The sequence below is a fragment of the Bradyrhizobium nivariense genome, assembly GCF_029846695.2.
Lineage (GTDB): Bacteria > Pseudomonadota > Alphaproteobacteria > Rhizobiales > Xanthobacteraceae > Bradyrhizobium.
In genome coordinates this window covers 93,835-114,025 of the sequence record NZ_JARWCR020000017.1, presented here as the reverse complement: position 1 = coordinate 114,025, position 20,191 = coordinate 93,835, and the positions used below count along the sequence as shown (strand labels likewise).

Sequence of the window (20,191 nt, the reverse complement as noted above, 5' to 3'; positions counted from 1 at the left end):
GCGGCACGGACCGCTCCCGGTATCTACGCGGCGCGCTTCGGCTTCTTCACGACCATCGGCGCTGGCGCGCAGGACAGCCGCTGCTGGTGGCTCTCGCCCCAGGCCTTCAAGATGTCGATCACCGGCCGCAGGCTCTCGCCGAGTTCGGAGAGAGAATATTCCACGCGCGGCGGCACCTCCGCATAGACCTTGCGGATGACGAGCTTGTCCTCCTCCAGCGCTCGAAGCTGCTTGGTCAGCATGCGCTGGGTGATGCCGGGCATCCGGCGGCGCAATTCGCCGAAACGCTGGGTGCCGCCCTGCAGGTGGTAGAGGATCACGCCCTTCCACTTGCCGTCGATGAGATCCAGCGTCGCCTCGACCGAGCAGCCGGGACGGCGGGCGAATTCGCGCCGTTTCATGCGTGTTTTCCCAATAGTATCCAAACAGGGACTATATCCCCGATTCTACAGTACTTGCCAAACTGAAGCCGGAGCGACAGTTAGGACGGCAGGCGAGCACGCCGCCATCTGATGGAGACAAGCCATGAAGGCCGTCGGCTACAAGAAATCGCTTCCGATCGAGGATCAGGACGCGCTGATCGATTTCGAGACCGCCAAGCCCGAGCCCCGGGGGCGCGACATCCGCGTCGCCGTGAAGGCGATCTCGGCCAATCCGGTCGATTACAAGGTGCGCAAGCGCGCCGCCCCGCCCGAGGGGGAAACCAAGATTCTGGGCTATGACGCGGCCGGCGTGGTCGACGTCGTCGGTCCCGACGTCACGCTGTTCAAGCCGGGCGACGAGGTGTTTTACGCCGGCTCGATCCTGCGCCAAGGCACCAATTCCGAATTCCATCTGGTCGACGAGCGTATCGTCGGCAACAAGCCGAAGAGCCTGTCGTTCGCGCAGGCAGCCGCCCTTCCCCTCACCTCCATCACCGCCTGGGAATTGCTGTTCGACCGGCTCGGTGCGGTGCCCGGCAAGAGTGTCGATCCGCGCACGCTCTTGATCACGGGCGGCGCCGGCGGTGTCGGCTCGATCCTGATCCAGCTCGCCCGCCGCCTCACCGGGCTGACGGTGGTCGCGACCGCGACGCGGCCGGAATCGCAAAAATGGTGCCGCGATCTCGGCGCGCATGCGGTGATCGACCACGGCAAGCCGATGAAGGAGCAGATCGAGAAGCTGAAGCTGCCTCCGGTCGCGCTGGTCGCGAGCCTCACCTTCACCGACCAGCACTACAAGGCGATCGCGGACTTGATGGCACCGCAGGGCAAATTCGGCCTGATCGACGATCCCCCGGAATTCACGGTTGCCGCGTTCAAGGGCAAGGCGATCTCGGTGCACTGGGAATCCATGTTCACACGCTCCTCGTTCCAGACCGCCGACATGATCGCGCAACATCATCTGCTGGACGACGTCGCCGACCTCATCGACAAGGGCGTGCTGCGCACCACGCTCGACCAGACCTTTGGCACGATCAACGCGGCCAACCTCAAGCGCGCGCATGCGTTGCTCGAGAGCAGCAAGTCGCGCGGCAAGATTGTGCTGGAGGGGTGGTAGTTTTCAGCATCCGGCCGCTTCCAAGCGGCCGGCCCTCTCTGTTACGATCCGTCGCCCGTTGAGCCGGGCGACGATTGTCAGGGATGAGCTGAATGAGCTTCTGGATGAAAAGAAAGATTTTTGCGGCTGCATTCGCTGCTGCCGCGATGTTCGGCGGAGCAAACCTGGCTCTTGCCGACGACTATCCCGAGAGACCGCTGCAATTGGTCGTGCCGTTTCCGCCTGGAGGCGCCTCCGACGTCGTCGCGCGCATCATCGGCGGCGAGCTCGAGGCCCGGCTCGGCAAGCCCGTCATCGTCATGAACCGTCCGGGTGGCGGCACCACGATCGCGGGCAAGGAGGTCGCGCGCGCCGCGCCCGACGGCTACACCCTGTTCTTCAGCTCCAACTCGACCTTTACCCTGCCAGCGGCCGTCAAGGAAACCGTGCCCTACGATGCGGCCAAGGATTTCGAGCCGCTAGGGCAAGTCGGCAAGATCACTCTGGTGCTGGTCACCTACAAGGACAATCCGATCAAGGATCTGGCCGCGCTTGTCGCGGAAGCCAAGGCCAATCCGGACAGGCTGTCGCTCGCGTCCTTCGGCGCCGCAACGGTATCGCACTTCGCAGGCGAGCTGTTCAAGTCGAGTGCAGGCATCAAGATGGTGCACCTGCCGTACAAGGGCAGCGCGCCCGCGATGAACGATCTGATCGGAAAGCACATCCAGTATCACGTCGACACCGTGATCGCGGTCAAGCCGCAGCTCGACGCCGGCACCGTGCGTGTGCTCGCGGTGTTCTCGGCCAAGCGGACGCCCTACCTGCCGGATGTGCCGACCCTCGCGGAGCTCGGCTATTCCGGCATCGATTTCTCGTCCTGGGGAGCTGTCGTCACGCCGAAGGGACTTCCGCCGGCCATACGGGACAGGCTGACGGCCACGTTGGAAGCCACCATCAACAACCCCTCCGTGGTCGAGCGCTTCACCAAGGTCGGCTTCGAGCCGGGCTTCGCGCGCTACAGTGACTGGGCCTCTGCGGTCAATAAGGAGATCGCGGAGATGAAGCAGATTGCGCAGACGGCCGGGATCAAGGAGGATTAGAGCGTTTTCGAGCGAGAATCCTGCTCGCGCTGGCCTACGACGGCAACACGCCCTCGACAAACAGCAGCCGGCGCTCCAGCGCCGTCCGCCGCAGCTTCAGCGCTTCGGCGTACTCGGCCGAGGCATACCATTCCTTGAGCCGCGCCATCGAAGGAAATTCGACGATGATGATGGTCTTGGGCGGAAGGTTGCCTTCGGCGAGTTCAGCGGCGCCGCCGCGCACGAGATAGCGGCCGCCATATTGCGCGATGGTCGCTGCGGCGAGCGTGCGATAGGCCTCCATCGCGGCTCCGTCGCGCACCTCGACTTCGGAGATCACATAGGCCGGCATGCGCAGGCCTCAGGCGATGGTGTTGATGACACCGCCCTCGGCACGCAACGCCGCGCCGTTGGTCGCGGAGGCTTCCTTCGAAGCTGCATAAACCACCATGTTGGCGATTTCATCGACGCTGGCGAAGCGCTGGAGCAGCGAGCTTGGGCGATGCTGTTTGACGAAATTGGCCGCCGCCTCATCGACTGACTGGCCGTTCTGCTTGGCTAGATCCTTCACAAACGTCTCGACGCCCTCCGACATTGTCGGGCCCGGCAGCACGGAATTGACCGTGACGCCGGTGCCGCGTGTGAGCTGCGCGAGGCCGCGCGCGACCGAAAGCTGCGCCGTCTTGCTCATGCCGTAGTGGATCATCTCGACGGGAATGTTGAGCCCGGACTCCGAGGAGATGAAGACGACGCGGCCCCAGTTGCGCTTGAGCATGCCCTTCATATACGCGCGCGAGAGACGCACGCCGCTCATGACGTTGACCTCGAAGAAGCGGCTCCAGTCCTCGTCCGGAATGTCGAAAAAGTCTTTCGGCTCGAAGATACCGGCATTGTTGATGAGGATGTCGACTTCGGGCAGCGCCGTGACGAGCGCCTTGCAGCCCGCCGCGGTAGAGACGTCGGCGGCGATGCCGCGGACCTTCCCGCCCACAGCTTCCAGCTTGCGCACGGCCGCATCGACCCTGTCCTGGCCGCGTCCGTTGATCACGACGCTCGCACCCGAGCCGGCAAGGCCCCTGGCGATGGCGTGGCCGATGCCGGCGGTCGAGCCGGTCACGAGGGCGGTCTTTCCGGAAAGGTCGATGTTCATGCGATGTCTCCATTGATTCTGGTGGAGATATCGTGCGCTACCGGCACGATAGCAATCGGCGCTCACTGACGCGTGAGGAGCGGGACGCAAGCAACGAGGACGGCCAATAAAAAAGCGGCGCCCAAGGCGCCGCTTTCTGAAAACTCTCTACCGGTCGGCTTACGCCGCCTCGGCTTCCTTCTCCTGCACCGGACCGGAATCCTGGCCCTTGGCATCGACGTCGCGATCGACGAACTCGATCACGGCCATCGGGGCGTTGTCGCCGTAGCGGAAGCCGGCCTTGATGATGCGGGTGTAGCCACCCTGGCGATCCTTGTAGCGGGGCGCGAGCGTGTCGAACAGCTTCCTGACCTGATCCTTGTCGCGCATCTCGGAGATGGCCTGGCGGCGCATGGCCAGCCCGCCCTTCTTGCCGAGGGTGACCAGCTTCTCGACGATCGGACGCAATTCCTTCGCCTTCGGCAGCGTGGTGACGATCTGCTCGTGCTTGATCAGCGCGGCGCACATGTTGGCGAACATCGCGCGGCGATGCTCCGCGGTGCGGTTGAGCTTGCGATGAACCTTGCCGTGACGCATTTTTCTATTCCTTGAATTTCATTCGTCGCGACGGTTCGTCGGACTTGTTGCTCAGGTGGGCTGCCTGCGTTCGCCCGCTAAGGCGCGATGAATTCGCGCCTCAGCCTGTTGTAGTTCGGATCAGTAGTGATCCTCGAAGCGCTTGGCGAGCTCGTCGATGTTCTCCGGCGGCCAGCCCGGCACTTCCATGCCGAGGTGCAGACCCATCTGGGCCAGCACTTCCTTGATCTCGTTCAGCGACTTGCGGCCGAAGTTCGGAGTGCGGAGCATTTCGGCTTCCGACTTCTGCACGAGGTCGCCGATGTAGACGATGTTGTCGTTCTTCAAGCAGTTGGCCGAACGCACCGACAGTTCGAGCTCGTCCACCTTCTTGAGGAAGGCCGGGTTGAAGGCGAGGTCCGGGATGATCTCCTGGGCGACTTCCTTGCGCGGCTCTTCGAAGTTGACGAACACGTTGAGCTGATCCTGCAGGATGCGCGCCGCGTAAGCCACGGAGTCATCCGGCGTCAGCGCGCCGTTGGTCTCGATCGTCATGGTCAGCTTGTCGTAGTCGAGGATCTGGCCCTCGCGGGTGTTCTCGACCTTGTAGGAGACCTTGCGGACCGGCGAGTACAGGCTGTCGACCGGGATCAGGCCGATCGGCGCGTCCTCGGGACGATTGCGCTCGGCGGGCACGTAGCCCTTGCCGGTGGCGACCGTGAACTCCATGCGGATCTCGGCGCCCTCGTCGAGCGTGCAGATCTGCAGGTCCGGGTTGAGCACGACGACGTCGCCGACGGTCTGGATGTCACCGGCGGTGACGACGCCCGGGCCGGACTTCTTCACGACCATGCGCTTGGGGCCTTCGCCCTGCATCTTGATCGAGATGTCCTTGATGTTGAGCACGATGTCGGTGACGTCCTCACGGACGCCCGCGATCGAGGAGAACTCGTGCAGCACGCCGTCGATGTGCACCGACTGCACCGCCGCGCCCTGGAGCGAGGACAACAGGATGCGGCGCAGCGCGTTGCCGAGCGTCTGGCCGAAGCCGCGCTCGAGCGGCTCGGCGACGATGGTCGCGAAACGGTTCGAATCGCTGCCGGGCTGCACCTGGAGCTTGTTCGGTCGAATCAGTTCTTGCCAATTTTTCTGGATCGTCACTGTTTCACCCATACAGGCCAGTCAAACTGCCGTTGCAGATACTGGCGTTGGAGAAAGGCCACAGGTCGCACCTGCGGCTTCTTAAAAAAAGTCATCGCGGGCGACAATGCGCCCGCAACTTCGTATCAAACGCGCCGACGCTTGCGGGGACGGCAACCGTTGTGCGGGATCGTGGTCACGTCGCGGATCGAGGTGACGGTGAAGCCCGCGGCCTGGAGCGCGCGGAGCGCCGATTCGCGGCCCGAACCGGGACCGGCGACTTCGACTTCCAGCGTGCGCATGCCGTGCTCCTGCGCCTTCTTGGACACGTCCTCGGCTGCAACCTGCGCGGCATACGGGGTCGACTTGCGCGAGCCCTTGAAGCCCATCGTGCCGGCGGAAGACCAGGCAATCGTGTTGCCCTGCGCGTCGGTGATGGTGATGGTCGTGTTGTTGAACGACGAGTTCACGTGCGCGACGCCGGAGGCGATGTTCTTGCGCTCACGACGACGAACGCGGGTGGCTTCCTTGCCCATAGACTACCTTTCCTGGAGATCTCAAACGCCGCCGTAATGCCAGCGGCTACACCTGTGGAACGAAAGGCGTGTGGCGAACGGGTCATCCCCGGGTCGCCACACGCCGCGATTTGGATTCGAAAACTTACTTCTTCTTGCCGGCGATGGCCTTGGCCGGACCCTTGCGCGTGCGCGCATTGGTGTGGGTACGCTGGCCGCGCACCGGCAGGCCGCGACGATGGCGCAGGCCGCGATAGCAGCCGAGGTCCATCAGACGCTTGATGTTGATGCCAACCTCACGACGCAGGTCGCCCTCGACGAGATAGTCGCGGTCGATAACTTCGCGGATCTGGAGCACTTCGGCGTCGCTGAGCTGATTGACGCGACGATCCTCGGGGATCTTCACCTTCTCGATGATCTCACCGGCGATCTTCTGGCCGATGCCATGGATGTACTGGAGCGCGATCAGCACGCGCTTGTTGGTCGGAATGTTCACGCCGGCAATACGGGCCACGGCCTTCTCTCCTGTTGCCGATCCCTCGTCAGGAATCTGGCTTTAAGTGCTTGGTTTCTCGGGCAGGTGTTCACAAACGCGAACACGACGCCCACCCCTGGTCTTCCTGGGGCCCGGCATCGTTTGAAACTATCCGACTTGGATGCGGGGCTTATTAAGGGATTCAGGGGGCTTTCGTCAACCGCCGCTAGCGCTTAGCTCGCTTTTTCGTGACCTTTTTTGCGGCCTTTTTGGCACCCTTTTTGACAGCCTTCTTGGCAGTCCTTTTGGTTCCCTTCTTCGCCGCCTTCTTGCCGGCTTTCTTGGCCGCCTTCTTGGCACCTGTCACAGCCTTCTTGGCGGCCTTTTTAGCGGATTTCGCAGCCTTTTTGACTGTTTTGGCCGGCTTTTTGGTCGATTTCTGAGCCGCCCTGGCCTTTTTGGCAAGGGCTGCCTTGGCCGCGCTCCGGGCATGGGTCTTGGGCTCGACCGCCCCAAGCGCCAGGAGCTGGCGATGGATGGCGCGGGTGACCTCGTCGATAGCCATCATGCCGTCGATGGTCGAGAGCTTCCGCCGCTCGGAATAGTAGTGAATCAGCGGCTCCGTCTGGTTGCGGTAGCTGGCGAGTCGCTTGGTCAGGACCTCCGGGGTATCGTCGAGCCGGACCTCCTCCCCGCGCTCCCGCATCTGGGCGACGCGAGTCTCGACACGGTTCAGGAGCGCGCTCTCGTTGACGCGGAGCTCGATCACTGCGTCGAGCTTGAGGTGCTTGTGCTTGAGCAGTTCATCCAGAGCCTCGGCCTGCGGCACGGTGCGCGGGAAACCGTCGAGGATGAAACCGTTTCTGGCGTCGGGCTGATCGATCCGGTCGGAGATGATTCCGACCACGACGTCGTCGGGCACGAGGCCGCCGCTGGCCATGATCTCCTTGGCCTTGAGCCCGACCGGCGTTCCGGCCGCCACGGCTGCACGCAGCATCTCGCCGGTCGAGAGCTGGACGATGCCATAGCGCTGCAGCAGCAGCTGCGCCTGGGTCCCCTTGCCCGATCCCGGCGGTCCCAGAAGTATAATTCTCATCGGCGTACGCCCCCCGGATCGGTGAGCGATACGTCGCGCACCAGTGTTTTGAAGTCCAGTGACAGTGCAAATCATAATCAGCGCCGCACCGCTACCCATATCATAGGGGAGCAAATGGCGGGACGCCAAGAAGGCCTTTGAAATCAGTGATTGCGCTACAGTGAGAGCGGCTCTGCCGATGCGACCGAATGGCTCGCTGGCCGCCCCTGCAGGCGCCGCGCGTTGCTCGCACGGCGAATCGGCGGCGCAGTCGCGCCGCCCGAGAGGACGCCGCGCTTAACGGCGGCGGCCGCGCAGCTTCGACTTCCGGATCAGGCCTTCGTATTGATGCGCCAGCAGATAGCCCTGCACCTGCGCCACCGTGTCCATGGTGACGCTGACGACGATCAGCAGCGAGGTGCCGCCAAAGTAGAACGGCACCGACGCGTAGGAGATCAGGATTTCCGGGATCAAACAGACGATCGCCAGATAAACCGCGCCGAGCACGGTGACGCGCGACAGCACGTAGTCGATATATTCCGCGGTCCGCTCGCCCGGACGGATGCCCGGAATGAACCCGCCGTGCTTCTTCAGATTGTCGGCGGTCTCGGTCGGATTGAAAACGATGGCGGTGTAGAAGAAGGCGAAGAACACGATCAGCGCCAGATACATGATCAGGAACAGCGGACGGCCGTGGCCGAGCTGGGTGGTGATCCACTGGAACCATTCCGGCCCGCTGCCCGCATTGAAGTTCGCAACCGTGGTCGGCAGCAGCAGCAGCGAGGACGCGAAGATCGGCGGGATCACGCCCGAGGTGTTGAGCTTGAGCGGCAAATGCGAGGACTGGCCCTCGAACATCTTGTTGCCGACCTGGCGCTTCGGATACTGGATCAAGAGCCGCCGCTGGGCGCGCTCCATGAACACGATGAAGGCGATCACGGCGACCGCCATGATAATGACGACCAGGATCAGGCCGGTCGACATCGCACCCTGACGGCCGAGCTCGAGCATGTTGGCGAGCGCCGCGGGCAGCTCGGCGACGATGCCGGAGAGAATGATCAGGGAGATGCCGTTGCCGATGCCGCGCGAGGTGATCTGCTCGCCGAGCCACATCAGGAACATGGTGCCGCCGGTCAGCGTGATCGCCGTGGACAGGCGGAAGAACATGCCGGGATCGCTGACGACGTTGCCGGCGCCTTCGAGGCCCACTGCGATGCCGTAGGACTGGAACGCGGCCAGGATCACCGTGAGATAGCGGGTGTACTGGTTCAGCAGCTTGCGGCCGGACTCGCCTTCCTTCTTCAGCGCCTCGAGCTGCGGCGAGACGGTGGTCAGGAGCTGGATGATGATCGAGGCCGAGATGTACGGCATGATGTTCAGCGCAAAGATCGCCATGCGGTGAATTCCGCCGCCGGCGAACATGTTGAACATGCCGAGGATACCGCCCGCCTGGGAGCGGAACACCTGCTCCCAGATGTTGGGATCGATGCCGGGCAGCGGAATGTAGGTTCCGAGCCGATAAACGAGCAGCGCACCCAGGGTGAACCAGATGCGCTTCTTCAGTTCGTCGGCCTTGGCAAACGCACCGAAATTGAGATTGGCTGCCAGTTGTTCCGCTGCAGAGGCCATCTTGGACTTTCTCCCGCCGCCTTTTGCGCCGTTATGCCCGCGGCCGGGCTACATTATACCGGACACCGGACATTATCTGGGGCTACGGCTTCGATAAGTCCATCGTCCCGCATGCGTAAAGGCCCACGAACCGCGGGCCAATGACGCAGTTGTTACGCCGCCTCGCCTTCTTCCTTGGCAGGCGCGAGGATCTTCACCGAGCCGCCGGCCTTCTCGACCGCCGCGATCGCGGTCTTCGAGGCGCCGTGCACTTCGATGTTGAGCTTGGCCTTGAACTCGCCGCGGCCGAGCAGCCGCAGACCACCCTTGGCGCGGCGCAACACGCCAGCCTTGACCAGAGCTTCGACGTTCACGACGCTGCCGGCGTCGATCTTCTTGGCATCGACCGCGTCCTGGAGCCGGTCGAGATTGATCTCGGCGAACTCGACACGGAAGATGTTGTTGAAGCCGCGCTTGGGCAGACGGCGATGCAATGGCATCTGGCCGCCTTCGAAACCCTTGATGCGCACGCCCGAACGCGCGGTCTGGCCCTTGCCACCGCGGCCGGCCTGCTTGCCCTTGCCCGAACCAATGCCGCGGCCGACGCGCATACGCTTCTTGCGCGAGCCGGCATTGTCGGCGATATCGCTGAGCTTCATCGCCCTGCTCCTTGTTTCTTGCGCATGACCTTCACCGAAAACGGGTCCCCGCTTTTCGGGATCGTGCGCCTTTGCTTACTTCTCGTCGACGATGCGAACGAGATGGTGAACTTTCAAGATCATGCCGCGGACCGCCGGGGTGTCCGGCAGTTCGCTGGTGCGGCCGATCTTGTTGAGCTTGAGCCCGATCAGCGTCGAACGCTGCGAGTGATGGCGGCGGATCGCGCTGCCGGTCTGCTCGAGCTTGATCGTCTTAGCGGTCGTAACGGCACTCTTGGCCATGGGAGTCTACTCCGAGCTTCCGTTATTCGGCAGCCGCCTCGGCGTCGCCACCGATACGGCGGGACTGGAGGGTGGACACCTTGATGTTGCGGCGGGCAGCGACCGAGCGCGGCGAATCCTGATGCTTCAGCGCGTCGAAGGTCGCGCGAACCATGTTGTACGGGTTCGACGAGCCGATCGACTTTGCGACTACGTCCTGGACGCCGAGCGTCTCGAACACGGCGCGCATCGGACCGCCGGCGATGATGCCGGTACCGGCCGGAGCTGCGCGCAGGTAGACACGGCCCGCACCATGACGGCCGGCTATGTCGTGATGCAGCGTGCGGCCCTCGCGCAACGACACGCGGGTCAGGTTGCGCTTGGCGGATTCGGTTGCCTTGCGGATCGCCTCAGGCACTTCGCGCGCCTTGCCGTGACCGAAGCCGGCGCGGCCCTTCTGGTCGCCGATCACGACCAGCGCTGCGAAACCGAAGCGCTTGCCGCCCTTGACGACCTTGGCGACGCGATTGATGTGGACGAGCTTGTCGACAAACTCGCTGTCGCGCTCTTCCCTGCGTTCACGTCCGCCGCCGCGTTGATCGCGTCCACCACGTTGTTCGCGTTCTGCCATGGTTTTTCCAGTCCTTCAGAGGCTTACGCCTCAATCCTCAAATTCTGTTAGAAGCTCAGCCCGCTCTCACGCGCCGCGTCGGCAAGAGCCTTGACGCGTCCGTGATAGAGGTAGCTGCCGCGATCGAACACGACTTCCTTGACACCCTTCTCGGCGGCGCGCTCGGCCAGCAGCTTGCCGACCGCCTTCGCCGCATCGATGTCGGCGCCGGTCTTGCCGCCATCGCGCATCGACTTCTCGAGCGAAGAGGCAGAGGCCAGCGTCTCGCCTTTCAGGTCGTCGATGACCTGGGCGTAGATGTGCTTGGACGAGCGGAACACCGACAGGCGCGGACGGCCGCCACCGGAGCGGCGAAGCTTCAGCCGTACACTGCGCTTGCGCCGGGCATTCGTAACCTTGGCTTTCGACATGACCGGCTCCGTTACTTCTTCTTGCCTTCCTTGCGGAAGATGAATTCGCCAACATACTTCACGCCCTTGCCCTTGTAGGGCTCCGGCGGACGATAGGAGCGAATCTCGGCGGCGACCTGGCCGACGCGCTGGATGTCGCTGCCCGTCACCGTGATCTCGGTCGGCTTCGGCACGGTGATCGTGATCCCTTCCGGGATCGCGTAGACCACATCGTGGCTGTAGCCGAGCGCGAGCTGCAGGTTCTTGCCCTGCAGCGCGGCGCGGTAACCGACGCCGGTGATTTCAAGCTTCTTCTCAAAGCCCTTGGTGACGCCTTCGACCAGATTCGCGACCTGAGCGCGAGCGGTCCCGTACAGGGCCCGCGCGCGGTTGGTCTCGACCCGCGGGTTCACCTTGACCTGGCCGTCCTCGAGCTTCACCTCGACGTCGCTATGGACGACGAATTGAAGCTGGCCCTTCGGCCCCTTCATTTTGACGGTCTGCCCGTCAACGGCCGCGGTCACACCCGACGGCACCGCTACCGGCCTTTTGCCAACACGTGACATGGATCAAAAATCCTTCTCAGAACACCGTGAAGAGAACTTCGCCGCCCACATTCGCGTCGCGCGCGCTGTGGTCAGCCATGATCCCCTTCGGCGTCGACAACACCGAAATGCCGAGCCCGTTGTTGACCCGCGGCAGAGCCTTCACCGAGGCGTAGACACGACGCCCGGGCTTGGAAACTCGTTCGATCTCGCGGATGACGGGCTCGCCGTCGAAATACTTCAGCTCGATCTCGATCTCGCTGCGGCCCGAGGAGTGCTCGAGCGTGGCGTAACCGCGGATGTAGCCCTCGGTCTTGAGGACCTCGAGCACGTTCTCGCGCATCTTCGAGCCAGGCGTGGAGACCTTGCTCTTGGAGCGCATCTGCGCGTTGCGGATACGAGTGATCAGATCGCTGATTGGATCGTGCGTAGACATTTAAACGACCCTCCTTACCAGCTGGACTTCACGAGGCCCGGGACCATGCCCTTGGAGCCAAGGTCCCGCATCGCGATGCGGGACAGTTTGGTCAAGCGATAATTCGAGCGCGAACGGCCCGACAGCTCGCAACGCAGACGGATGCGGGTGGCCGACGAATTGCGCGGCATTTCCGCAAGCTTCAGGGTCGCGGCGAACCGCTCCTCCATCGGCAGCGTCTTGTCGGCGATGATCGCCTTCAACCGCGCGCGCTTCGGGGCGGCGTTCTTCGTCATCCGCTTGCGCCGGTTGTTCTTCTCGACTGAACTCTTCTTTGCCATGCTTGGCTCCTTGGTATCCGCGTTTGAGAGGCTTTACGTCAGCGTCTCACTGCCGGAACGGGAAATTGAAAGCGGTCAACAAGGCCCTCGCCTCGTCGTCGGTCTTGGCCGTGGTGCAGACGGTGATGTCCATACCGCGGGATTCCGTGACCTTGTCGAAGTCGATCTCGGGGAAAATGATGTGTTCCTTGAGGCCGAGCGAATAGTTGCCGCGACCGTCGAAGCTCTTCGGATTCAGGCCGCGGAAATCCCGGACGCGCGGCAGCGCGACCGTCACCAGGCGATCGATGAACTCGTACATGCGGGCCTTGCGCAGCGTGACCTTGCAGCCAATCGGCTGGTTCTCACGCAACTTGAAGGTCGCGATCGCGACGCGCGAATAGGTCACGATCGCCTTCTGGCCGGCGATCTGGGTCAATTCGGCAGCGGCGTTCTCGGCCTTCTTCCGGTCGTTGACGGAATCGCCAACGCCCATGTTCAGCACGACCTTGTCGAGACGCGGAACCTGCATGACGTTCTCATAACCGAACTTCTCGGTCATTTCCGTCCGGATCTTCGCGTCGAATTCCGCGCGCAGGCGCGGCGTGTAAGCGGCCTCAGCCATCGATCTCAGCTCCCGAGCTCTTGGCGATGCGGACCTTCTTGCCGTCCGCCAGAATCTTGAATCCCACGCGGGTCGGCTTTCCGTCCTTGCCGACAAACGCGATGTTGGACAGTTGGATCGGCGACTCTTTCGAGATGATGCCGCCCTCTTGCGCCTGCGTCTGCTTCTGGTGACGCTTGACCATGTTGACGCCACGCACGAGCGCGGTGCCGGCGTCGGGGCGCACTTCGAACACTTCGCCTGTACGACCCTTGTCGCGGCCGGTCAGCACGATGACCTTATCGCCCTTGCGGATTTTCGCGGCCATTACAGCACCTCCGGCGCGAGCGAGATGATCTTCATGTGGTTCTTGGCGCGCAGCTCGCGCGGCACGGGCCCGAAGATACGGGTGCCGACCGGCTCGGACTGATTGTTGATCAGAACGGCGGCATTGCGGTCGAAGCGGATGACCGAACCGTCAGCGCGGCGGATGTCCTTGCGGACGCGCACCACGACGGCCTTCATCACGTCGCCCTTCTTCACCTTGCCACGCGGAATTGCTTCCTTGATCGAGACGACAATGATGTCGCCGATCGTGGCGTAGCGGCGCTTGGAGCCTCCGAGCACCTTGATACACATGACACGGCGTGCGCCAGAATTGTCGGCCACGTCGAGGTTGGTCTGCATCTGAATCATTGATGCACCTCGTCCTCTTCTCTTTGCGCCAGCCCAGCCGGCGCTCAACATTTCCCTGAAGTCAGTCGGCTAAAGCCAACAGATCAGGCGCTTTTCTTGTGTTCGCCCCGGATCACGACCCAGCGCTTCAACTTCGAAATCGGCTTCGATTCCTCGATCCACACCATGTCGCCCGGCTTGAACTCGCTGCTCTCGTCGTGCGCGTGGTAATTCTTCGAACGGCGGATCGTCTTCTTGTAGATCGGGTGCGTGAAGCGGCGATCAACGCGCACCACGATGGTCTTGGCTTGCTTGTCGCTGACGACCACGCCCTGCAAAGTACGTTTCGGCATCTTCGTAAGCCTCTTACTTCTTCTTCGCGCGCGTCTGCGCGGCGACGGTCTTGATCCGGGCGATGTCACGGCGAGCCTCGCGCAGGCGCGAGGTGTTCTCGAGCTGCCCGGTGGCGCGCTGGAAGCGCAGGTTGAAGCGCTCCTTCTTCAGGTTCAGGATGGCGTCATCCTGCTGATCGGGGCTCAACGCGCGGATGTCTTCGATTTTCATCTGGGCCATGGCCATTACTCCGCAATGCGCTCGACGAAGCGCGTCTTGATCGGCAGCTTCGCTGCCGCCAGGGTCAGCGCTTCCCGCGCGGTCTGGGTGTTGACGCCGTCGATCTCGAACAGCACCCGGCCCGGCTTGACGCGCGCGACCCACAATTCCGGCGCGCCCTTGCCGGAGCCCATGCGGACTTCGGCAGGCTTCTTCGACACGGGAACGTCGGGGAACACACGGATCCAGACGCGGCCGGCGCGCTTCATGTGGCGGGTCAGCGCGCGGCGAGCGGCTTCGATCTGGCGCGCGGTGACGCGCTCAGGCTCGGTCGCCTTCAGGCCGAACTGACCGAACGCTAACGTCGCGCCCGAAGACGCAACGCCGTGGATACGGCCCTTATGCGCCTTCCGGAACTTCGTTTTCTTAGGTTGCATCATGGCTTCAAGCCCTCAAATTCTCTGTGCTGGCCTCAGGCCGCGTTGTCACGGCGCTGCCGGCCGCCGCGATCGCCGCCGCCACCAGTCTCACCCTCGGCCATTCTCTTGTCCTGGGCCATCGGATCGTGCTCGAGGATCTCACCCTTGAAGATCCAGACCTTGACGCCGCAGGTGCCGAAGGTCGTGAACGCGGTCGCAACGCCGTAGTCGATGTCGGCGCGCAGCGTGTGCAGCGGCACGCGACCTTCGCGATACCACTCCATGCGCGCGATTTCCGCGCCGCCGAGACGCCCCGAGCAGTTGATGCGGATGCCTTCCGCGCCGAGACGCATCGCCGACTGCACGGCGCGCTTCATGGCGCGGCGGAACGCCACGCGGCGCTCCAGCTGCTGCGCGATCGATTCAGCCACCAGCGTCGCATCAAGCTCCGGCTTGCGGATCTCGACGATGTTGATGACGACGTCGGACGAGGTGATGTCCGCGACCTTCTTGCGCAGCTTGTCGATGTCGGCGCCCTTCTTGCCGATCACCACGCCCGGACGAGCCGAGTGGATGGTGACGCGGCACTTCTTGTGCGGACGCTCGATCACGATGCGGGCGACGGCCGCCTGCTTGAGCTCCTTGTGCAGGATCTCGCGGATCTTGACGTCCTCGTGCAACAGCTTGCCGTATTCCTGCTTGCCGGCGAACCAGCGAGAATCCCACGTCCGGTTGATGCCGAGACGCAGACCGATCGGATTGATCTTTTGACCCATCGTGTTCTCCTGCGTCCCTTAAGCCGCTGCTTCGGCTTCGACCTGACGAACAATGATCGTCAGCTGCGAAAATGGTTTGTAGACACGGCCCGAGCGGCCACGGCCGCGGGCGGCAAAGCGCTTCATCACGAGGCCGTTGCCGACGAAGGCCTGCGCCACAACGAGATCATCGACGTCGAGGTCGTGGTTGTTCTCGGCATTGGCAATAGCCGATTCCAGGCACTTCTTCACGTCGACCGCGATCCGCTTGCGCGAAAACTGCAGGTCGGCGAGCGCAGAAGCAGCTTTCCGGCCGCGAATGAGCTGGGCGACCAGGTTGAGCTTCTGCGGGCTCACCCGCAGCATCCGGGCGACCGCCTTGGCCTCGTTCTCGGCGAGGCTCCGTTCGCGCTTAGGTTTGCTCATCGTTTAATCCTCAAGCCTTCTTGGCTTTCTTGTCACCGGAGTGGCCATGGAAGGTCCGGGTCGGCGAGAACTCGCCGAACTTGTGACCAACCATTTCCTCGTTGACGGCCACCGGCACGTGCTTCTGACCGTTGTAGACGCCGAAGGTCAGGCCGACGAACTGCGGCAGGATCGTCGAGCGACGGCTCCAGATCTTGATGACGTCGTGACGGCCGGACGCGCGCGCGGCATCTGCCTTCTTGAGCAGAGAACCCTCGACGAACGGGCCTTTCCAGACTGAACGAACCATGTCCGGCGTTCCTTACTTCTTCCGCTTGTGGCGGCTTAGGAGAATGAATTTGTTGGTCGACTTGTTGGAGCGGGTCTTCTTGCCCTTGGTCGGCTTGCCCCACGGAGTGACCGGGTGGCGACCGCCCGAGGTACGACCTTCACCACCGCCGTGCGGATGGTCGATCGGGTTCATCGAAACACCGCGGTTGTGCGGCTTGCGGCCCAACCAGCGGTTGCGGCCGGCCTTGCCGATCGAGGTGTTCATGTGATCCGGGTTCGACACCGCGCCGATCGTGCCGCGGCAACGGCCATGCACCAGGCGCTGCTCGCCCGAATTCAGGCGGATGATCACGTAGTCCTGGTCGCGACCGACGAGCTGGGCATAGGTGCCCGCGGAACGGGCGAGCTGGCCGCCCTTCCCGATCTTGACCTCGATGTTGTGGATGATCGTGCCGACCGGCATGTTGCCGAGCGGCATGACGTTGCCCGGCTTCACGTCGACATAGTTGCCGGCAACGACGGAATCGCCGACGGCCAAGCGTTGCGGCGCCAGGATATAGGCCTGGGTGCCGTCTTCGTACTTGACGAGCGCGATGAACGCGGTTCGGTTCGGATCATATTCCAGCCGCTCGACCGTCGCGGGCGCATCGACCTTGTCGCGCTTGAAATCGACGGTACGCAGCGTCCGCTTGTGACCACCGCCGCGGAACCGCACGGTGATACGACCGGTGTTGTTGCGGCCGCCAGAGGAGTGCTTGCCTTCGGTGAGCGCCTTGACCGGCTTGCCCTTGTAGAGCGCCGAACGATCGACCATGACCAGCTGGCGCTGGCCCGGCGTCGTGGGATTGAATGTCTTCAGTGCCATCGTCGTACGACCTTACAGACCGGTGGTCACGTCGATCCGGTGACCCTCTTCGAGAGTCACGATCGCGCGCTTGGAGTTCGACTGCGAGCCGAGATTGCCGCGGAAGATCTTGGTCTTGCCCTTGCGGACCAGCGTGTTGACGCTCTTGACCTTGACGTCGAACAGCTTCTCGATCGCTTCCTTGATCTGCGGCTTGGTCGCCTTCGCGGCCACCTTGAACAGCACCTTGTTGTGCTCCGAGGCGATCGTGGCCTTTTCGGTCACGACCGGCGACAGGATCACGTCGTAATGGCGAGGCTCGATGTTCTTCGTCATTTGAAGCGCGCCTCCAGCGCATCGATGGCGGCCTTGGTCAGAACAAGCTTCCGACGGCGCAGGATGTCATAGACGTTGATGCCCTGGATCGGCAGCACGTCCATGTTCGGGATGTTGCGGGCAGCAGCGGCAAAGCCGTTGTTGAGCTCGGCACCATCGATGATCAGCGCGTTGGTCAAGCCCAGGCCCGAGAAGTGGCCGAGCAGCGCCTTGGTCTTGGCGGCTTCCAGCGCAGCCTTGTCGATCACGATGAGATCGCCGTCCTTGGCCTTGGCCGAAAGCGCATGCTTGAGGGCGAGCGCACGGACCTTCTTCGGCAGGTCGGTGGCGTGCGAACGCACCACCGGACCGAAGGCACGGCCGCCGCCGCGGAACTGCGGCACGCGGGCCGAGCCGTGACGAGCACCGCCGGTGCCCTTCTGCTTGTACATCTTCTTGCCGGTGCGCCAGATCTCGGCGCGGCCCTTGGCCTTGTGCGTACCGGCCTGGCGCTTGTTGAGCTGCCACTGCACGCAACGTGCAATGATATCCTGGCGCGGCTCGAGGCCGAAAATGGTGTCGGAAAGCTGGACCGAGCCGGCTTCCTTACCTTCGAGGGTCGTGACCTTCAATTCCATCTCACGCCTCCTGCGCAGCCGGAGCAGCGTCCGCTTCGCCAGCAACCTTGAACTTGCCGGGCTTCGGAGCGTCCTTCGGCAGCGGCTTCTTGACGGCGTCGCGCACGCGGATCCAGCCGCCCTTGGAGCCGGGAACGGCACCTTCGACGAGGATCAGCCCACGCTCGACATCGAGTTGGACAACTCGAAGATTGAGCGTGGTGATGCGGTCGACACCCATGTGGCCGGGCATCTTCTTGTTCTTCCAGGTCTTGCCGGGGTCCTGACGGCCACCGGTCGAACCGATCGAGCGGTGCGAGACCGACACGCCGTGGGTGGCGCGCAGACCGCCGAAGTTCCAGCGCTTCATACCGCCGGCAAAACCCTTACCGACCGAGGTACCGGTGACGTCGACGAACTGGCCGACGACAAAATGGTCGGCCAGGATCTCGGCACCGACGGGGATCATCTGATCCGCGGAGACGCGGAATTCCTCGACCTGCCGCTTCGGCTCGACCTTGGCGACCGCGAACTGACCGCGCTCCGCCTTGGGCATGTAGACGGTCTTGCGGCTGCCAGAACCAAGCTGGAGCGCGACATAGCCGTTCTTCTCTTCAGTGCGGTGGCCTACGACCTGGCAATTGCCGAGCTTCAGCACGGTCACGGGGATATGTTCGCCGGCCTCTGTAAAGACCCGCGTCATCCCGACCTTTTGTGCGATCACTCCGGAGCGCATCGGCGTGCTTCCTGTTCTTTCTGTCCGCTAGTCGCGAACGTGATCCAAAAATCTTAGAGCTTGATCTCGACGTCGACACCGGCGGCCAGGTCGAGCTTCATCAAAGCATCGACGGTCTGCGGGGTCGGATCGACGATGTCGAGCAGGCGCTTGTGAGTGCGCATCTCGAACTGCTCGCGGCTCTTCTTGTCGACGTGCGGCGAACGGTTGACGGTGAACTTCTCGATGCGAGTAGGCAGCGGAATGGGTCCGCGGACCTGCGCGCCGGTGCGCTTCGCCGTGTTCACGATCTCGCGGGTCGACGTATCGAGGATACGATGGTCGAACGCCTTGAGTCGGATACGAATGTTTTGGCCGTTCATTGCCGTGGTCTCTCTTCAGTGGGTGGCGAATAGCGAATAGCGAATTTCACATTCGCTATTCGCCGATCCCTATTCTCGTAATTACTCGATGATCGAGGCGACGACGCCGGCGCCGACGGTGCGGCCACCTTCGCGGATGGCAAAACGCAGATTGTCTTCCATCGCGATCGGCACGATCAGGTGCACTTCCATCGAGATGTTGTCGCCCGGCATCACCATCTCGGTGCCTTCCGGCAGATGCACGACACCGGTCACGTCGGTGGTGCGGAAGTAGAACTGCGGACGATAGTTGGTGAAGAACGGAGTGTGACGGCCGCCCTCTTCCTTGGTGAGGATATAGGCCTGAGCCTTGAACTTGGTGTGCGGCTTGACCGAACCCGGCTTGCACAGCACCTGGCCGCGCTCGACGTCCTCGCGCTTGGTACCGCGAAGCAGCGCGCCGATGTTGTCGCCGGCCTGACCCTGATCGAGCAGCTTGCGGAACATTTCGACGCCGGTGACGGTCGTCTTCTGGGTCGCACGCAGACCGACGATCTCGATTTCCTCGCCGACCTTGACGATGCCCCGCTCGACCCGGCCGGTCACGACGGTGCCGCGGCCCGAGATCGAGAACACGTCTTCAACCGGCATCAGGAACGGCAGGTCGATCGGACGCTCCGGCTGCGGGATGTACTCGTCGACGCTCTTCATCAGCTCGAGGATGGCATCGTGGCCGAGCTTCTTGTCGGAATCTTCGAGAGCGGCGAGCGCCGAACCCTTGACGATCGGAATCTTGTCGCCCGGGAAGTCGTACTTCGAGAGCAGTTCGCGGACTTCGAGCTCGACGAGCTCGAGCAGTTCCGGATCGTCGACCATGTCGCACTTGTTGAGGAACACGACGAGCGCGGGAACGCCGACCTGGCGGGCGAGCAGGATGTGCTCGCGGGTCTGCGGCATCGGACCGTCAGCGGCCGACACGACCAGGATCGCACCGTCCATCTGGGCGGCGCCGGTGATCATGTTCTTGACGTAGTCGGCGTGGCCGGGGCAGTCGACGTGCGCGTAGTGGCGGTTCTTGGTCTCGTACTCGACGTGCGCCGTCGAGATCGTGATACCGCGCGCCTTCTCTTCCGGCGCCTTGTCGATCTGGTCGTACGCCGTGAACGTCGCGCCGCCGGCTTCGGCGAGGACCTTGGTGATCGCCGCGGTCAACGACGTCTTGCCATGGTCGACGTGACCGATGGTGCCGATGTTGCAGTGCGGCTTGTTACGTTCAAACTTTGCTTTGGCCATTTGACTCTC

General features: G+C 63.1%; 33 protein-coding genes. 2 read left to right on the top strand and 31 right to left on the bottom strand.

The features are described from left to right. Positions 1 to 23: 23 nt before the first annotated feature. On the bottom strand, positions 24 to 401 hold the full coding sequence (locus QCM77_RS16580; RefSeq protein WP_279662147.1) for a winged helix-turn-helix transcriptional regulator: 378 nt from the start codon (positions 399 to 401) through the stop codon (positions 24 to 26). A gap of 124 nt (positions 402 to 525) precedes the next feature. On the opposite strand from QCM77_RS16580, the gene QCM77_RS16575 reads away from it, so the two are divergent. Together QCM77_RS16575 and QCM77_RS16570 are read left to right on the top strand one after the other, a co-directional pair. Next, positions 526 to 1,539, top strand: coding sequence for a zinc-binding alcohol dehydrogenase family protein (locus tag QCM77_RS16575; RefSeq protein WP_279684237.1), 1,014 nt, complete (start codon positions 526 to 528; stop codon positions 1,537 to 1,539). Positions 1,540 to 1,643: 104 nt separating this feature from the next. After that, complete coding sequence (locus QCM77_RS16570) at positions 1,644 to 2,618, top strand: Bug family tripartite tricarboxylate transporter substrate binding protein (protein ID WP_279684236.1); 975 nt, start codon at positions 1,644 to 1,646, stop codon at positions 2,616 to 2,618. Positions 2,619 to 2,652: 34 nt separating this feature from the next. On the opposite strand, the gene QCM77_RS16565 is transcribed toward QCM77_RS16570, so the two are convergent. The 30 genes from QCM77_RS16565 to tuf all read right to left on the bottom strand — a co-directional run bounded on the left by QCM77_RS16565 (position 2,653) and on the right by tuf (position 20,182). Beyond that, the gene (locus tag QCM77_RS16565) at positions 2,653 to 2,949 is read right to left on the bottom strand and encodes a DUF1330 domain-containing protein (protein WP_279662141.1); all 297 of its coding nucleotides are present in this window, start codon (positions 2,947 to 2,949) and stop codon (positions 2,653 to 2,655) included. Positions 2,950 to 2,958: 9 nt separating this feature from the next. After that, positions 2,959 to 3,747 carry an SDR family NAD(P)-dependent oxidoreductase gene (locus tag QCM77_RS16560; RefSeq protein ID WP_279684235.1) on the bottom strand — a complete coding sequence of 263 codons (789 nt, stop codon included), beginning with the start codon at positions 3,745 to 3,747 and terminating at the stop codon, positions 2,959 to 2,961. Between the two features lie 159 nt (positions 3,748 to 3,906). Beyond that, the gene (rplQ, locus tag QCM77_RS16555) at positions 3,907 to 4,323 is read right to left on the bottom strand and encodes a 50S ribosomal protein L17 (RefSeq protein ID WP_279662138.1); all 417 of its coding nucleotides are present in this window, start codon (positions 4,321 to 4,323) and stop codon (positions 3,907 to 3,909) included. Between the two features lie 120 nt (positions 4,324 to 4,443). Further along, on the bottom strand, positions 4,444 to 5,475 hold the full coding sequence (locus tag QCM77_RS16550; RefSeq protein WP_035961343.1) for a DNA-directed RNA polymerase subunit alpha: 1,032 nt from the start codon (positions 5,473 to 5,475) through the stop codon (positions 4,444 to 4,446). Between the two features lie 113 nt (positions 5,476 to 5,588). Next, positions 5,589 to 5,978: a 30S ribosomal protein S11 gene (gene rpsK / locus QCM77_RS16545; protein WP_007603045.1), complete on the bottom strand. Its 390-nt coding sequence runs from the start codon at positions 5,976 to 5,978 to the stop codon at positions 5,589 to 5,591. A 124-nt stretch (positions 5,979 to 6,102) separates the two neighbouring features. After that, positions 6,103 to 6,471: a 30S ribosomal protein S13 gene (rpsM, locus tag QCM77_RS16540; protein WP_092034909.1), complete on the bottom strand. Its 369-nt coding sequence runs from the start codon at positions 6,469 to 6,471 to the stop codon at positions 6,103 to 6,105. A 187-nt stretch (positions 6,472 to 6,658) separates the two neighbouring features. Next, entirely contained in the window at positions 6,659 to 7,528 is an 870-nt protein-coding gene (locus QCM77_RS16535; protein WP_279662126.1) for an adenylate kinase, read from the bottom strand. A 276-nt stretch (positions 7,529 to 7,804) separates the two neighbouring features. Continuing rightward, positions 7,805 to 9,136 (bottom strand): preprotein translocase subunit SecY, encoded by a 1,332-nt coding sequence (gene secY / locus QCM77_RS16530; protein ID WP_279662125.1) that lies wholly within the window; start codon positions 9,134 to 9,136, stop codon positions 7,805 to 7,807. 152 nt (positions 9,137 to 9,288) lie between these two features. Then, entirely contained in the window at positions 9,289 to 9,774 is a 486-nt protein-coding gene (gene rplO / locus QCM77_RS16525) for a 50S ribosomal protein L15 (RefSeq protein ID WP_279662123.1), read from the bottom strand. 75 nt (positions 9,775 to 9,849) lie between these two features. Continuing rightward, a complete protein-coding gene (gene rpmD / locus QCM77_RS16520) occupies positions 9,850 to 10,056 on the bottom strand; it encodes a 50S ribosomal protein L30 (RefSeq protein ID WP_211399432.1) in 207 nt (68 codons plus the stop codon). A 22-nt stretch (positions 10,057 to 10,078) separates the two neighbouring features. Next, complete coding sequence (rpsE, locus tag QCM77_RS16515) at positions 10,079 to 10,666, bottom strand: 30S ribosomal protein S5 (protein ID WP_211399433.1); 588 nt, start codon at positions 10,664 to 10,666, stop codon at positions 10,079 to 10,081. Between the two features lie 47 nt (positions 10,667 to 10,713). Further along, complete coding sequence (gene rplR, locus QCM77_RS16510; protein ID WP_007603036.1) at positions 10,714 to 11,076, bottom strand: 50S ribosomal protein L18; 363 nt, start codon at positions 11,074 to 11,076, stop codon at positions 10,714 to 10,716. Between the two features lie 11 nt (positions 11,077 to 11,087). Beyond that, a complete protein-coding gene (gene rplF / locus QCM77_RS16505; protein WP_247341181.1) occupies positions 11,088 to 11,621 on the bottom strand; it encodes a 50S ribosomal protein L6 in 534 nt (177 codons plus the stop codon). A gap of 16 nt (positions 11,622 to 11,637) precedes the next feature. After that, complete coding sequence (gene rpsH, locus QCM77_RS16500) at positions 11,638 to 12,036, bottom strand: 30S ribosomal protein S8 (RefSeq protein ID WP_129268073.1); 399 nt, start codon at positions 12,034 to 12,036, stop codon at positions 11,638 to 11,640. 14 nt (positions 12,037 to 12,050) lie between these two features. Continuing rightward, positions 12,051 to 12,356, bottom strand: a complete 306-nt coding sequence (rpsN, locus tag QCM77_RS16495) for a 30S ribosomal protein S14 (protein ID WP_279662115.1) — start codon at positions 12,354 to 12,356, stop codon at positions 12,051 to 12,053. A 46-nt stretch (positions 12,357 to 12,402) separates the two neighbouring features. Continuing rightward, entirely contained in the window at positions 12,403 to 12,960 is a 558-nt protein-coding gene (rplE, locus tag QCM77_RS16490) for a 50S ribosomal protein L5 (protein ID WP_279662113.1), read from the bottom strand. Then, positions 12,953 to 13,267 carry a 50S ribosomal protein L24 gene (gene rplX / locus QCM77_RS16485; protein ID WP_279662111.1) on the bottom strand — a complete coding sequence of 105 codons (315 nt, stop codon included), beginning with the start codon at positions 13,265 to 13,267 and terminating at the stop codon, positions 12,953 to 12,955. Before rplX ends, rplE begins: the two co-directional genes overlap by 8 nt. Beyond that, positions 13,267 to 13,635 (bottom strand): 50S ribosomal protein L14, encoded by a 369-nt coding sequence (rplN, locus tag QCM77_RS16480; protein WP_007603030.1) that lies wholly within the window; start codon positions 13,633 to 13,635, stop codon positions 13,267 to 13,269. The genes rplX and rplN overlap by 1 nt, the downstream gene beginning before the upstream one ends. Positions 13,636 to 13,718: 83 nt before the next feature. Then, the gene (gene rpsQ, locus QCM77_RS16475) at positions 13,719 to 13,967 is read right to left on the bottom strand and encodes a 30S ribosomal protein S17 (RefSeq protein ID WP_279662106.1); all 249 of its coding nucleotides are present in this window, start codon (positions 13,965 to 13,967) and stop codon (positions 13,719 to 13,721) included. A 13-nt stretch (positions 13,968 to 13,980) separates the two neighbouring features. Continuing rightward, a complete protein-coding gene (gene rpmC / locus QCM77_RS16470; protein WP_007603026.1) occupies positions 13,981 to 14,187 on the bottom strand; it encodes a 50S ribosomal protein L29 in 207 nt (68 codons plus the stop codon). A 5-nt stretch (positions 14,188 to 14,192) separates the two neighbouring features. After that, positions 14,193 to 14,606, bottom strand: a complete 414-nt coding sequence (gene rplP / locus QCM77_RS16465; protein ID WP_063982581.1) for a 50S ribosomal protein L16 — start codon at positions 14,604 to 14,606, stop codon at positions 14,193 to 14,195. 32 nt (positions 14,607 to 14,638) lie between these two features. Then, complete coding sequence (gene rpsC, locus QCM77_RS16460) at positions 14,639 to 15,361, bottom strand: 30S ribosomal protein S3 (RefSeq protein WP_247341170.1); 723 nt, start codon at positions 15,359 to 15,361, stop codon at positions 14,639 to 14,641. 18 nt (positions 15,362 to 15,379) lie between these two features. Beyond that, on the bottom strand, positions 15,380 to 15,766 hold the full coding sequence (gene rplV, locus QCM77_RS16455) for a 50S ribosomal protein L22 (protein WP_092034894.1): 387 nt from the start codon (positions 15,764 to 15,766) through the stop codon (positions 15,380 to 15,382). A gap of 10 nt (positions 15,767 to 15,776) precedes the next feature. Further along, complete coding sequence (gene rpsS, locus QCM77_RS16450; protein ID WP_008136357.1) at positions 15,777 to 16,055, bottom strand: 30S ribosomal protein S19; 279 nt, start codon at positions 16,053 to 16,055, stop codon at positions 15,777 to 15,779. 12 nt (positions 16,056 to 16,067) lie between these two features. Then, the gene (rplB, locus tag QCM77_RS16445) at positions 16,068 to 16,901 is read right to left on the bottom strand and encodes a 50S ribosomal protein L2 (protein ID WP_007611609.1); all 834 of its coding nucleotides are present in this window, start codon (positions 16,899 to 16,901) and stop codon (positions 16,068 to 16,070) included. Between the two features lie 12 nt (positions 16,902 to 16,913). Beyond that, positions 16,914 to 17,216, bottom strand: coding sequence for a 50S ribosomal protein L23 (locus QCM77_RS16440; protein WP_007603019.1), 303 nt, complete (start codon positions 17,214 to 17,216; stop codon positions 16,914 to 16,916). Continuing rightward, positions 17,213 to 17,833: a 50S ribosomal protein L4 gene (gene rplD, locus QCM77_RS16435; RefSeq protein ID WP_007603018.1), complete on the bottom strand. Its 621-nt coding sequence runs from the start codon at positions 17,831 to 17,833 to the stop codon at positions 17,213 to 17,215. Before rplD ends, QCM77_RS16440 begins: the two co-directional genes overlap by 4 nt. Position 17,834: 1 nt before the next feature. Continuing rightward, on the bottom strand, positions 17,835 to 18,548 hold the full coding sequence (gene rplC / locus QCM77_RS16430; RefSeq protein ID WP_106944315.1) for a 50S ribosomal protein L3: 714 nt from the start codon (positions 18,546 to 18,548) through the stop codon (positions 17,835 to 17,837). Between the two features lie 53 nt (positions 18,549 to 18,601). Further along, positions 18,602 to 18,910 (bottom strand): 30S ribosomal protein S10, encoded by a 309-nt coding sequence (gene rpsJ / locus QCM77_RS16425; protein ID WP_002712302.1) that lies wholly within the window; start codon positions 18,908 to 18,910, stop codon positions 18,602 to 18,604. Positions 18,911 to 18,991: 81 nt separating this feature from the next. Then, positions 18,992 to 20,182, bottom strand: a complete 1,191-nt coding sequence (tuf, locus tag QCM77_RS16420) for an elongation factor Tu (RefSeq protein WP_279684234.1) — start codon at positions 20,180 to 20,182, stop codon at positions 18,992 to 18,994. Positions 20,183 to 20,191: the final 9 nt, after the last annotated feature.